Raw genomic sequence first — 12,185 nt, forward strand, 5'->3', positions numbered from 1 at the left:
GAATAAGTAAAAATGTCAATTTGAGGCTGCATCTGCTGGTGCGATCGATCGGGAAGAATTAATTATCGGTATCCCGATCTCAACTGTTGTGCCCAAGTCTACACCAGCACTGTGTAAACTAATAGTGCCCCCCATCAGTTCCATTAATTTACGCGAGATGGCAAGTCCAAGTCCCGTTCCCCCATACTTGCGAGTTCTCGTACCATCAGCCATTACAAAAGGCCGAAACAGTTTTTTCTGCTCGTCTAGTGGAATGCCAATTCCCGTATCTTTAACGCTGACAACAACTGAAGAACTGTTATTGTTACCGTCTTTACCTGGGGTTGCTTCCTGGCGCATAGTAATAGTAATGCTGCCTGCTTCGGTAAACTTAATAGCGTTACCGATCACATTTAGGAAAACTTGTTTCAACTTGGCTGGATCTGCTTGAATTGCGATCGAATCGACAGGCTCAGACCAAAGCAACTGTAGTTTTTTTTGTTGAATGTGAACTTTTTGTAGATCGATTGCTTCTTTGACGATCGATCGCAAATCTACCGACTCCATCACCACCGAGAGCGTACCGGCTTCTATCTTTGACAAATCTAATATGTCATTGATAATATTGAGCAGGTGAATAGCCGCATCATCCGCCCGCTGTAAAAACTCCAATTCTTCTTCCCGATCGTCGCAGTAACCATCTCTTACCAAACGAATACAGCCAATGATACCATTTAATGGCGTTCTCAATTCGTGGGAAGTATTAGCTAAAAACTCGCTTTTTAATTGGTTAGCTGCTTGCGCTTCTTTCCAAGCAGTTTCTAGCTCCTCTGCCCACGCTGTCAGTCGTTCCACCATGCTATCAAGAGCTTCCACTAATTGATTAAACTCCTTGATTTTGAAGTCGTGGGGCATCTTGGACGGGAACCCTCGGCCCCGCACATTCAAGGCATAGTCTCCCAGTTTCTCTAGCGGACGGGCTAAATCGCGAGCTACATACAGGGTTGCGATCAGGTTAGCCCCTAATAACCACAGAACCAAATTGAACAGAACATTATTAATTTCTGCAAGTCCAAAAAGTGCATTATCCAAACTGGCAACTGCCAGAATAACCCATTTTTTATTTTGGTTATTGCTTAACGGACTGGGGATAGCCGTGTACCCAGCCACTGATTCGCCCCCTCGTTTTTCAAAAGCAAATAGATGCAGAAAATTCGGTTCGCCAGACAAGGCATTTTTAATGAGAATTTTCAGTCGATTCGCATCTTCCAGTTGCTCAACATTACGTCCAACCAAATTGGCAACCGGATGTTCTAAAATCGTTCCGGAATCATCAATTATTACAGTATAGCCTGCAAGAGAACCCGGCTTATCCAGCTGTTGCTGATACAAAGTTGAGTGAATAGTTAAAGCGTTGCGAAGTGCCCCCGTGCTGTCATAAACAGGTGCTGTAAGAACCAATTCCACTTCCCCATTTGAATTTATTTGTGTATCCTGAGAGGCATCTGTTGGGGATTTTCTCGATCGCAGTGGAGTAGCAACGCGAACGATCGATCGATCTGCCAGCATTTGACTTTGCTGCTGCGGCCATAAATTAGCTTGAATTGAAGCGATCGCTCTATTTCCACAGGTACTCACTACCACTTGACCCGTGGAAACGTTCGTAAGTTGAATGCACTCTATATTCGTCGGCAGTTGTTTTGTTAGCAAAGTGAAAAATTTTGCCACTTCCTGAGCCGATCCAGACTTTAAAACAACTGTTTCGCTAGCTGTAAGTAAGTTGGCCTCTAGCGCTTGAATTGACTCCTCAATTCTCTCACCTTTTCTAACCGCGCTTTCAGTTAAGTTTCGACGAGCGGTTTCCAACAGACTGGAGCGTGCTTTCTTATATATCACATATTGCCCCAACAGTAAAACCGGTATGCTCAGCAGCAAAATGCGGAATAGCAGGATGCGACGAAAAGAAGTTTGACGTGGCTTAGCCATAAACTGCATTATGGACATTCGCAGAATGGAAGGAACAGATAATTTACCTGGCTTAGCCATAGATAGTCTCTAACTCAAGATGCTTTAGATGCGAACCGCAAAAATCAGGAAGAATACACAGACTCGATCTATTTGGAGTATAAACAATTATTTGAGCTTGCCGTAGAATGCTTGCTTCAAGCCGCCACACATGGCGTTGGCAACGTCGGCAAGGGTGGGACAAGTGTGGGGAAAGTTTTACCGATCGCATAAGTATTAATACTCAGATAAGCAACTCGATCGATGCGGCTGGGTATTTGATGCGATCTCGACATAGCCACACCCCGCAGAATTCGACCTAGCAATGCACTCGATATCTTCATTGGCAAAACCGAGCAATCCGTAAACTGACCTCAAATTCCACACTCTAGATACTGGAAAGTCTGCTAAACTATCCGCATTTCTTAGCACAGCATAGCAATTTCTGTATGCCACTTCGGGAATTAAGCTTTGTCAGTACCCAACCCATCACTTCCCTACCGTATTTTCGCTATCGAGTCAGACTCAACGCAGCAGTTGACGCTGCTTCGCTACCCGGAGAACTGGGCAAATTAACTAGCAGTCTCAAATGGAAACACAAAGTTGCTATTCTTTCAGACCCTTCAAATGCAGCGATTCTCAGCCCGGTTCCTTTGTCCAGCCAAGACGATCGCTACACCATTCTGGCACAAGAGCAAATTGACTTAGCTAGCCAACACTACGAACACTTTTTATTTCAAGTTTGTAACTTTGCCCTTTTTAAAGCTTTTGAAAATGCTAAAAATCCTCCCAGAATTGACCGCATACTTAAACGAATTTATTCCCCAGCACCTTCTGCTAATCTATCCGCAAATCAAACATCAAACCTGATTGAAGGGCAGCGATATCTGACCTTCGACTTTATCCGAGACTGGCATCAACATCTAGTTTTAATTCTTGATTTTGCCAGCCAGTTTTACTCGCGTTTAACCCTTGAAGAATTAGGTATTGAAAACCTCAAACCTGGCGACAGATTAGTTCACACTTATGATGGTAAAGTCTGTGAATTCTTAGCAATAGGACAAGCAACAATCAATACACCATTGGTAGAATTAGGAAATAACAGCCTTGTTCAATACCATTTACAAAAAGACAACCTAACTGAGCAATTAGTCAATTTATTAAATTTATCCACGCCTGTGCTTATGGTTCGCTATTCCAGCGGTAACAAAGATTTTGATGCCCCCCATATGCCTCAACTCCTGCGTCAACTTTATGACCGAGAAGACGTAGATAATGATTTATTTAACGAGCAAATATGGCCAATTGCCGAAAAGGTCACTAAGGCAATTCAAAGCGTTCAATTCCTCAACACAAAAAATAGATTTAATTTGTCGAACTATCTTCCAGTTAACTTCTCAACGTCGTTACGGGAAATCCAAAATTTGCAACATTTTACAGAGGGAAAAAGGTCAAAAAATCTAGACTTTGGGCAGCGTGCGATCGCAGGCAAAAGCCAACGGATTTTAGTCGCTTATCCTACTGCGGGTGTTGGCAATTATCACTTGTTGGAAAAACCAGCAGAAATCAAAGCAGCTATTCTCTATCCCCAGCCTTGGGAGTCTCAGGCTTTAAGCTACACCGAAGCCTTAAAAAAGGAAATGGATAGATTTGGAATTAACCTGAAACGTTTTAGCCAACCCTACGATCCTCATAATCAAATCCAAATTCGAGAAATTTGTCAAAATCTTAAAAAAGAGTGCGAGTTTGTCATTGCCTATGTTCCCAAGCCTGGGGAGGAATATTTTACGCGAGAAGTTAACCCATATAAACTGATCAAACGGCAGTTGGTGCTTCGTAAGTTACCTTCTCAGATGATTACAAAATCTACTCTTAATAGAAGATGGAATGACTTTATCGTTCGGAATATTATCTTGGGAATAAATGCAAAATTGGGATATCTTAGTTGGCGACTGAACGAAATGCCAGGAACAGCCCAAGCCTTTATCGGATTGGATATTGGCAGAAAAGATAATGTGGCGGTAGGCGCTTCAGCTTTTTTTATAGACGCCAGCGGTCAGATGATAGGTTGGTCAAATGCACAGTTTCAAGCTTTTAGAGAAACATTCGATCGCGAAAAACTGAAAAATCTATTAATGGACTTGGTAAGTTTATATCGCCATCAGTTTCATCTGCCTCTCCAACATTTAGTAATTCACCGCGACGGTAAAGTACAAGATGAAGAATTTCAAGCAATTTCTGAGTTGAAAACGCAACTGGCAGATGAAGGTCTAAAATATCTGGATGTCGTGGAAGTGATAAAATCAGGAACGTGCAGAGCTGTTTTATGGAATCCGGAGAGTGTTGAAAATCCCTACACGAATCCCCAAAAAGGTTGGGGATGGGAACATTGTCGCCATGAAGCAGTAATTTTGACCACAGGCGATCGCGAAGCTAAAGTTAGTCCCAACAGTTCTCCCCGTCCCCTGCGAATTCGTCGCCGACTGGGTGAAACGGATTTACTCACTTTAGCAGAGCAAGTTTATTGGTTGAGCGAAATGCAGGTTGGTACTACTCAAACTATTCGTTTACCGATTACTACGTATTATGCCGATCGAGCAGCTGAATTTGCGTTGGAGGGATTGATACCAGTGGGGATTCAGCAAGACAAATGTCTGTGGTTTTTGTGATCGATCGCCCTTACACTACTGTTGTTCTAGCTATGACTGCCGATGGCAAAATTACTGATGCCAAGGCATCTCCCGCACGCTTTGGTTCACCAGCCGATAAAGCACATTTAGAAAAACAAATCGCTCTAGCTGATGCGGTAATATTTGGTGCCAGTACGCTACGCGCCTACGGAACAACACTGAGCGTTTCCAACCCTCAGCTACTCATACAACGAGAACAGCAAAACAAACCGCCACAACCATTACAAATTGTTTGTTCTCGTTCTGGAAAGATTGACCCGCAAATTCGTTTCTTTCGTCAGCCAGTACCTCGCTGGTTGCTCACCACGGCTAGCAGCGCTCAGTTTTGGCAGGAACGCCCGGAATTTGAGCGGATTTTGGTTATGGAAACATCAGAAGGCGGAATTGACTTTGTGGCAGCTTTTGGGCAAATGGCAGAGTTGGGTTTGGCAAGATTGGCCGTTTTGGGTGGCGGCGAACTGGTAGCATCGTTGCTGGCGGCAAATTTAATTGATGAATTGTGGCTGACGGTTTGTCCGTTAATATTAGGAGGAGCAACTGCACCGACACCAGTAGAAGGGGCGGGATTTTCACAGGATTTGGCTCCTCGCCTCCAACTTTTAGCCGTCGAACAGGTTGAGGGGGAGGTATTTTTGCACTATCGCCTGCAAAGATCGAAAAATTAGATTACGTTAAATGTTGCAATGCTCGATCAGGGCCGATCGCAATGGTAGAACAACTCAAGCCCCGCTATTCCGTAAACTGGATTAACCGCATCGACGAAATTCCCCAACAAGAGTGGGACGCCTTGGCAATGCCGCTGAATACCCCATTTCTGGAATGGGAATGGCTCAACAATATGGAAACTTCTGGCAGTACAAAGGCGCAAACTGGATGGCTTCCCCAACATTTGACGGTATGGCGAGATAGACAGCTGGTTGCCGCCGCTCCACTTTACATCAAAGGTCACAGCTACGGAGAGTTTGTCTTCGATCACCAGTGGGCAGATTTAGCTCAGCGATTGGGGGTGCAGTATTACCCGAAACTCCTGGGAATGACGCCGTTTACCCCTGCGGAAGGATATCGCTTTTTAATCGCTCCCGGCGAGGATGAAGATGAGCTAACGGAATTAATGGTAGCGGCGATCGACCATTTTTGCGATCGCAACCGCATCTCCGGCTGCAATTTCCTCTATGTTGACCCGGAATGGCGACCCGTAATGGAACGGCACGGTTTCACCAGCTGGCTGCACCACAGCTATATTTGGCAAAACAAAGGTTTTAAGACTTTTGACGATTATTTGGCCGTTTTTAACGCCAATCAGCGCCGCAACATCAAAAGGGAACGCAAAGCTGTCACAGAAGGGGGTTTGCAACTTCACACAGTCACGGGCGAAGAAATTTCCAAGTCGCTACTCAGCCAGATGTACCACTTTTACAGCGACCATTGCGACAAGTTTGGTTGGTGGGGAAGCAAGTACCTCACAAAGCGATTTTTTGAACAACTTTATCCCAAATACCGACACCGAGTATTACTTGTAGCCGCTTACAACGAAGCACAAAATCCCCATCATCCGATCGGTATGTCTTTTTGTATCACCAAAGGCGATCGCCTGTTCGGACGCTACTGGGGTTCTTCCCAAGAAATTGACTGCCTGCATTTCGATGCTTGCTACTATACCCCAATTGAATGGGCGATCGCCCACGGCATCCAAACTTTTGACCCAGGTGCGGGCGGACGCCACAAAAAACGCCGTGGCTTTCCTGCTACCGCCAACCACAGTTTGCACCGCTTTTATCATCCTCGTCTGAGTCAAATTCTGCGCTCTTACATCAGCCAAGTCAATGAAATGGAGCAGCAGGAAATCGACGCCGTTAACCAGGATATACCTTTTAGCCGTCGCGAGCCTCAACTTAACGCGGACTTAGAAACGCGATAATTTGGCTGATTTTTGTACTCCGGTAACCATTCGTTTTACTCACAAAGAGAGAGTGTTCGGTCGCCTGGGATTCTAAACTAGAAATAGACTGGTTTAACTGCTCGAAAGTGAATAACAATTAATTCTTAAGGGATCGATCGAATTTTTGAGTGCAAATGAATAAAACTGCTGAATCTCTTGCTGCAATTGATGACAATCTTTCTAAGCGCGATATCAAGCTCGATCCGGGCGGATATTTCATCATCTATTTGGATCGGGATGCGGGACTAATTTGTGCTAAGCATTATACCAATGTCATTGACGATCGCGGTTTAGCCGTTGACCCGGAAACCGGGAAAGTTATTCCCGCACGCGGTAAGGTGGAACGCACTAAGACCACCTTGTATACTGGCAGAACCGCAAAGGAAATTTGCGTCACAATTTTTGAGGAAACTCAGCCCACTCCAGTTACGCTTCTGGATCACGCCGCCTATCTGGGGCGAGAATTTCTTCGGGCTGAGATGGCGTTAATTACCGCTAAAGAGTACGTTCAGGATTAAGAACCCATCGACTGATACCAGTAGTAAGTTGCCATTGGGATGACAGTGGCGACAATTAATAACCCAATTACCCAGACAGTAGAACTGCCTTTGTCAGTTTCTTCTGCGGTTTTAAATGTACGTTCTGCCTGCACGTTTTCGATTACCTGCGGTGGGCCGGGATCGGGTTGACCGGACAATACGGCAACCAGGCGAACTGTCGCGTCCTCCAAAGCTTGATTGTACTTGTCGCCTTGTCGCAGCGGCACTCCTACGGTTTCGGAAGCTATACTTTGGGCAATTTCATCGGACATGACGGATTTTACCTTGTCTCCGGTACGAATTGCCGTGTTGTTGGTAACGGCATCGATCGCCAGCAAAATTTGATTGGCTTGCGCCTCTGGAGTCGGAAACCATTTTTCAAACAGCTGATTTGTAAAACTTTCGATGGTTACATCATAATCAAGGTGGCGAATCGTTACCATCCGCACTTCATACCCGCTTTTCTTGGCTAAATCCTCCAGAGAAGTGCTAAGCTCACCTTCAGTGAGGCGACTCAAAACTTCTGCTTTGTCGATCGCCCAAGTGTTCGAGCCTGCTGTGAGCGTCGGCATTTCATACAGACTTGTGGCAAAAGCGGGTGTTGCCAGCAGCACGTCCGCCGCCAATATCAACATCACCGATAATATCAGACCCAGGAGAGATTTTCTCCAGTTGGAAATTTGGTATGAGAGCTGTGTCATAGCACGAAATCAAAATCTGGCTTTTCCAAAAAATACTATAGAAAGGGGGCAGACTTTCGCAGTATGCCTTAACAAATTCCCGGTTCTCGGTGAGGCGGTCTAGCTTTTTAGCTTTATTGGTTAATAATGTGGTGAAAGATCTGCATAACCGCATCCATGTCAACTTAGACAATAAAATTCTCAATTTCCGCAATGAAGTCTCTAACATCGTTAAGAATGAGGTTAACCAAAACTTCGCGGACTATCTCAAACCCTATAAGTAAATTTACGTAGACTAGAATTGCGACGTACACCCACCTAGATAGACAGTTGCAAAATTGGTTGTCAGCCCGAGCAAAAACAAGCCAGAAGTTCCAGAGATCGGCAGTCAGTCTGGGAGCGGATATGAAAGTGTCATAGGGTAAGTATATTCACGAGTCCGGGTGATTTGTAATTTAAATAAATCCATTATCAAGGAATAACGGGTAAGTAGTAACACTGGGGTGCATTTCTCAAACGACCATCTGTCCTATGTGTCTGAAGGAAATTGATGAGGTTAGCAATGAAAGCTTTGACAACTGCCCCAGCAATACCAAATATTCCAGCAAAACAGTCAAAAATTGCTTTTTTACAGAATATCGAGACTTCTTACTTTTTAAAAGGCGTTTTGGAAGGGTTTATTGACGGTATTTTGATTTTAACAGAGCAAGGGGAATTGCTACACGCAAATCAAACTGCCACAAAGATTTGCGATCGACTTGGCAAAGTCAGCGACAAACACAACTTGGTGCCAGAGGAAATTTGGCGTGTTTGCCAATCCCTCATCGAGAGTCGCGATTTATTTCCGGATCGCAAATTGACAATCGAGTCGGAAATCTCCAAGGGAGACTCAGTAAATTTTCGAGTACGGGTGCGATGGCTGAAGTTAGAGCAAATCGAGCGTCCTTGCTTGTTGGTAACTCTGGAGGATCGGCAGCAGTCCCTCCAGAGGATAGTAATTAACGATGCCTACCTATACAATTTAACGCCGCGCGAAGGCGAGGTTTGGTTACTTTATCGATCTAATTACTCCTATAAGGAGATTGCAGATAAACTGTATATTACGCTCAATACCGTCAAGAAGCACATGAAGAATATTCATGCCAAGCGAAAGGCTTTCTCTGATTTGGAAATGTAGACATTTGACGAGTTATATGCTATTAGCGAGATTGCAGTCGCAGCAATTCGAGATCGATGCGTTGCTTGAGCGTCGAATCGGAATTTTGGCTATCGCGAATCTCAAGGAAGCGCCCAACAGAAAATTGATTTGCTTGGATAGTCTGTCTGGAAAAATCGCAGAACTTTTTCACTTCATCCCGGATGTTGGGATCGAGAGATTCCAGTCTTTCTGGCGGATAGCAGGTAATATCGGGAACGCTTCCACCCGTTCTGTTTTTTATTTCTTCAACAACAGCTTGACGCCTTTTTTCTATTGCAAAGCCAGCACGAGCAAACCTGCTCACTTCATCATCGCTTACCGCTTGCGCTGTAGCCGCAGAACTGAACATCAGAGTCGGGGTACTGGCAGACAGATCGGGAGTTACTGAGCAGAGCAAACCCACCGTGGAGAGCAAAGCCACAACGATCGATTTGGATAGCATCCGGTTTCGGTAAAGTCGAGAAATTTCAACAGAAGAGTTCGTCATGGTTGGATGAGTTCGAGAACTAGCGCACTGATGGGTTCAATTGTTTTGAATTATTTTAGGGCTGTGAAGTTCCACCATTCGGGTGATGACCGACTATTTGCAGATGTGACAGAGTTGTACCACTGCGGTTTGCAGGGCAGCCGTTGGCTCTGCCCCTTGCTTGAGGCTGACTTCCAACTCTAGCAGTACGGGTAAAGTCTCAGAAAGTTTTTGCAAGCTAACAGATCTGACCTCTTGTTGCAGAAAGTGAATGCGTTTGGGGTTGCTGACTTCTGCGGCGGCGGCGATCGCTTTCTCATCGCGCACTCCTGCATCCATCATCAGCTTCACCCATAACCAAGTGCGAAATTGTCCGATCGCCGTCGCCACAATTCTTAAAGCTGGCTCGTTGCGATTAATCAAATCGGCGACTGACCCCAACGCTTTGGCTGTATCGCCACTACGAATAGCAGCGACTAATTTCAAGCTATTTTGGGTGTTAGCGGTCACCAGTCCCGCTATAGCATCGGCATTGAGCGCTTGTGCGACACCGGCTCCGAACATCTGCAATTTTTTCAATTCGCCAAATAGTAGCCGCGTATCGTTACCAACTGAGTCAGCCAACAATTCGATCGCATCTTCAGTTAGCTTCACCCCAACCTCTTGTGCAGCTTCTCTGACTTGCTGTACGATTTGGTCTGTCTTCCAAGGCGGAATCGGCGAAAACTCGCGGCTATCGGCATATTTTTGGACTAGCTTGGTAGACTTAAGTCTGCCATCCGGTTTGTTGCGGCTTGTGATCAAGAGAACGGAAGATTCCGGTATAACGGGCAAAGTGCGCTCCAGTTCTGCCAACAAGTCTTCCGAACAGTGCTGGAACAGGGTAGGATCTACCAACCAGACTAAACGCCGACCCGCCCCAAAAGTCGGCGTCATGGCTAGATTTAAAGCCTGGATCGCTGCATCTGGTTGTTCGGGAGATATTTTGTCATAGTTAAAACTAGCCCATTGCGGATCGAGTACAGATTTCCGTAACTTGGTAACAGCTTGTTCGAGCGCGAAATCATTTTCGCCCCAGTAGAGGTAAATTGGCATAAAGAGTACGTTGATCCTTGGTCATCGGTCATCGGTCATCGGTCATCGGTCTTGTCATCAATCAGCGGTCGTAAAAAAACAACTAACAACTGACAACTGACAACTGACAACTGACAACTGACAACTGACAATAACTCTGACAGCTACCTAAAATCTATCCCAGTTAATACGCGAGGCTATCAAGGTTGGACGAGAATTATCAAACTTACTTAAATCGGGTGGCACGGATGATGCTACCGGAAACTTACAGAACCCAAGTACAATACATTCAGGAATCGCCAAAGTTTAAGCCGCTTCCAGAGGGTGGATTCCAGGCTGTTTCGTTTCCCGGTTATACGACGATCACCCCGCCTTCAGAGGAAGATTCGGAAAATATTGCTTTTTATACACACTTAAAGGATTGCCAAGAGCAACTTTTGCACGAATTAGACCCAGGTCTGTTGGTCGCAGTGCCGCCCGCAAGCTTTCATTTAACTTTAGCAGACTTAATATGGGACGGCGCTTACCGGGACGCCAACGAAAATCCTGACTTTCAGGTGCAGTTGCGGCATACGATCGGACAAATCTTTCAGCACTCCCAACCCCTGGTGGGCGGAGGAATTCCGATTCGATGGCAGTTGCTGGGGTTGATGTTGATGCCGAGAGCCCTGGCAGTTTATTTGTTGCCGGCAGATGAGTCATCTTACGATCGCATTGTCAAACTGCGCCAAGCGATGTATCAAAATCGCGATTTGATTGCTTTGGGAATCGAACAGCAGTACCATTTTACAGCTCACGTCACTCTGGCGTATTTTGGCGAGGTATCGCCCGATCTAGACCGCGATCGCCTCAGCACCACCCTCTCCCAATTCAATCAGCGATGGCTGGAAAATCCCCCAGAACTGGTCGTCAAAAGAGCTGAACTGCGGAAGTTCGATGATATGACGCGCTACTACCGCGAAGCTGACTGGCCAGTACTCGAATTTTAGATTTTAAATTTGAGATTTTAGCTTAAACCGACAGAAGCCCCACGTCTGACACGGGTACGGCAGCGTGGGATGAATGGCGGGTGAGTTGACGACGGTTCTCCGACCAATGCCGACAGGCGAGGGAGGAGAACAGGTCGGAAACGAATAATATTGTGTGATAGTTAACGAAAACCAAGTGATTGTGGTTGAAAATCTTAATGTGAAGGGCATGATGCAAAATCATTGTTTGGCTAAATCCATTCATCAAGTAGGATGGGGAATGTTTTGCACAATGCTTAAATACAAGGCAGAAAGGTCAGGGAAGATTTATCTAGAAGTTGATAGATTTTTCCCTAGTTCAAAAACCTGTCATGTGTGTCTTAACCAAATTGGTAGTTTACCTCTTGATGTAAGATTTTGGACTTGTGAAAACTGCCAAACTAAACACGACAGGGATATCAATGCAAGTATTAACCTCAGAGATGAGGGACTACGAATTTTGACCTCTGGAACGGGGGATAAAGCCTGTTGTCCAGATGTAAGTCGTAGTAGGGGAGGACGCAAGAAATCCACTACTGCGCTTTCTGTTGGGCAGGAAGCCCACACTGTACCGTCAGATCAGTGTCGGTAGTTCACTTTACAATCCAA

At 45.4% G+C, this 12,185-nt stretch carries 11 protein-coding genes and 1 pseudogene; 7 read left to right on the forward strand and 5 right to left on the reverse strand.

The features are described 5' to 3' along the window. Positions 1 to 15: 15 nt before the first annotated feature. Both ACE1CD_RS06485 and ACE1CD_RS06490 read right to left on the reverse strand, forming a co-directional pair. Positions 16 to 2,025 (reverse strand): ATP-binding protein, encoded by a 2,010-nt coding sequence (locus ACE1CD_RS06485; RefSeq protein WP_374822509.1) that lies wholly within the window; start codon positions 2,023 to 2,025, stop codon positions 16 to 18. 116 nt (positions 2,026 to 2,141) lie between these two features. Further along, positions 2,142 to 2,327, reverse strand: a complete 186-nt coding sequence (locus tag ACE1CD_RS06490; RefSeq protein WP_374822513.1) for a hypothetical protein — start codon at positions 2,325 to 2,327, stop codon at positions 2,142 to 2,144. Between the two features lie 105 nt (positions 2,328 to 2,432). On the opposite strand from ACE1CD_RS06490, the gene ACE1CD_RS06495 reads away from it, so the two are divergent. The 4 genes from ACE1CD_RS06495 to ACE1CD_RS06510 all read left to right on the forward strand — a co-directional run bounded on the left by ACE1CD_RS06495 (position 2,433) and on the right by ACE1CD_RS06510 (position 7,130). Beyond that, positions 2,433 to 4,652: a Piwi domain-containing protein gene (locus ACE1CD_RS06495; RefSeq protein WP_374822516.1), complete on the forward strand. Its 2,220-nt coding sequence runs from the start codon at positions 2,433 to 2,435 to the stop codon at positions 4,650 to 4,652. Beyond that, the gene (locus tag ACE1CD_RS06500; protein ID WP_374822519.1) at positions 4,634 to 5,338 is read left to right on the forward strand and encodes a RibD family protein; all 705 of its coding nucleotides are present in this window, start codon (positions 4,634 to 4,636) and stop codon (positions 5,336 to 5,338) included. The genes ACE1CD_RS06495 and ACE1CD_RS06500 overlap by 19 nt, the downstream gene beginning before the upstream one ends. A 41-nt stretch (positions 5,339 to 5,379) precedes the next feature. After that, the gene (locus ACE1CD_RS06505; protein ID WP_374822522.1) at positions 5,380 to 6,591 is read left to right on the forward strand and encodes a GNAT family N-acetyltransferase; all 1,212 of its coding nucleotides are present in this window, start codon (positions 5,380 to 5,382) and stop codon (positions 6,589 to 6,591) included. A 155-nt stretch (positions 6,592 to 6,746) separates the two neighbouring features. Beyond that, on the forward strand, positions 6,747 to 7,130 hold the full coding sequence (locus ACE1CD_RS06510) for a DUF4346 domain-containing protein (protein WP_374795244.1): 384 nt from the start codon (positions 6,747 to 6,749) through the stop codon (positions 7,128 to 7,130). Here the strand turns inward: ACE1CD_RS06510 and psb32 are convergent. Next, on the reverse strand, positions 7,127 to 7,852 hold the full coding sequence (gene psb32 / locus ACE1CD_RS06515; protein WP_374795245.1) for a photosystem II repair protein Psb32: 726 nt from the start codon (positions 7,850 to 7,852) through the stop codon (positions 7,127 to 7,129). The genes ACE1CD_RS06510 and psb32 overlap by 4 nt on opposite strands. Positions 7,853 to 8,393: 541 nt before the next feature. Here psb32 and ACE1CD_RS06520 point away from each other — a divergent pair. Further along, positions 8,394 to 9,008 carry a helix-turn-helix transcriptional regulator gene (locus ACE1CD_RS06520; protein WP_374822524.1) on the forward strand — a complete coding sequence of 205 codons (615 nt, stop codon included), beginning with the start codon at positions 8,394 to 8,396 and terminating at the stop codon, positions 9,006 to 9,008. 22 nt (positions 9,009 to 9,030) lie between these two features. Here the strand turns inward: ACE1CD_RS06520 and ACE1CD_RS06525 are convergent, their stop codons facing one another. Then, positions 9,031 to 9,516 (reverse strand): DUF4168 domain-containing protein, encoded by a 486-nt coding sequence (locus ACE1CD_RS06525; RefSeq protein ID WP_374822527.1) that lies wholly within the window; start codon positions 9,514 to 9,516, stop codon positions 9,031 to 9,033. 93 nt (positions 9,517 to 9,609) lie between these two features. After that, the gene (gene holA, locus ACE1CD_RS06530) at positions 9,610 to 10,590 is read right to left on the reverse strand and encodes a DNA polymerase III subunit delta (protein ID WP_374822529.1); all 981 of its coding nucleotides are present in this window, start codon (positions 10,588 to 10,590) and stop codon (positions 9,610 to 9,612) included. A gap of 185 nt (positions 10,591 to 10,775) precedes the next feature. On the opposite strand from holA, the gene ACE1CD_RS06535 reads away from it, so the two are divergent. Together ACE1CD_RS06535 and ACE1CD_RS06540 are read left to right on the forward strand one after the other, a co-directional pair. Further along, positions 10,776 to 11,558, forward strand: a complete 783-nt coding sequence (locus ACE1CD_RS06535; protein WP_374795249.1) for a DUF1868 domain-containing protein — start codon at positions 10,776 to 10,778, stop codon at positions 11,556 to 11,558. Positions 11,559 to 11,715: 157 nt separating this feature from the next. Further along, positions 11,716 to 12,168, forward strand: a pseudogene (locus ACE1CD_RS06540) (RNA-guided endonuclease InsQ/TnpB family protein); the annotation flags it as partial. Between the last annotated feature and the right edge of the window lie 17 nt (positions 12,169 to 12,185).

The organism is Aerosakkonema sp. BLCC-F183 (assembly GCF_041929145.1).
Classification (GTDB): Bacteria; Cyanobacteriota; Cyanobacteriia; order Cyanobacteriales; family Aerosakkonemataceae; genus Aerosakkonema.

Coding starts and splice junctions, on each gene's coding strand:
- ACE1CD_RS06505 (WP_374822522.1), top strand. CDS start 5,380: ATGGTAGAACAACTCAAGCCCCGCTATTCCGTAAACTGGATTAACCGC.
- ACE1CD_RS06500 (WP_374822519.1), top strand. CDS start 4,634: ATGTCTGTGGTTTTTGTGATCGATCGCCCTTACACTACTGTTGTTCTA.
- ACE1CD_RS06525 (WP_374822527.1), bottom strand. CDS start 9,516: ATGACGAACTCTTCTGTTGAAATTTCTCGACTTTACCGAAACCGGATG.
- ACE1CD_RS06510 (WP_374795244.1), top strand. CDS start 6,747: ATGAATAAAACTGCTGAATCTCTTGCTGCAATTGATGACAATCTTTCT.
- ACE1CD_RS06520 (WP_374822524.1), top strand. CDS start 8,394: ATGAAAGCTTTGACAACTGCCCCAGCAATACCAAATATTCCAGCAAAA.
- holA (WP_374822529.1), bottom strand. CDS start 10,590: ATGCCAATTTACCTCTACTGGGGCGAAAATGATTTCGCGCTCGAACAA.
- ACE1CD_RS06490 (WP_374822513.1), bottom strand. CDS start 2,327: ATGAAGATATCGAGTGCATTGCTAGGTCGAATTCTGCGGGGTGTGGCT.
- psb32 (WP_374795245.1), bottom strand. CDS start 7,852: ATGACACAGCTCTCATACCAAATTTCCAACTGGAGAAAATCTCTCCTG.
- ACE1CD_RS06485 (WP_374822509.1), bottom strand. CDS start 2,025: ATGGCTAAGCCAGGTAAATTATCTGTTCCTTCCATTCTGCGAATGTCC.
- ACE1CD_RS06495 (WP_374822516.1), top strand. CDS start 2,433: ATGCCACTTCGGGAATTAAGCTTTGTCAGTACCCAACCCATCACTTCC.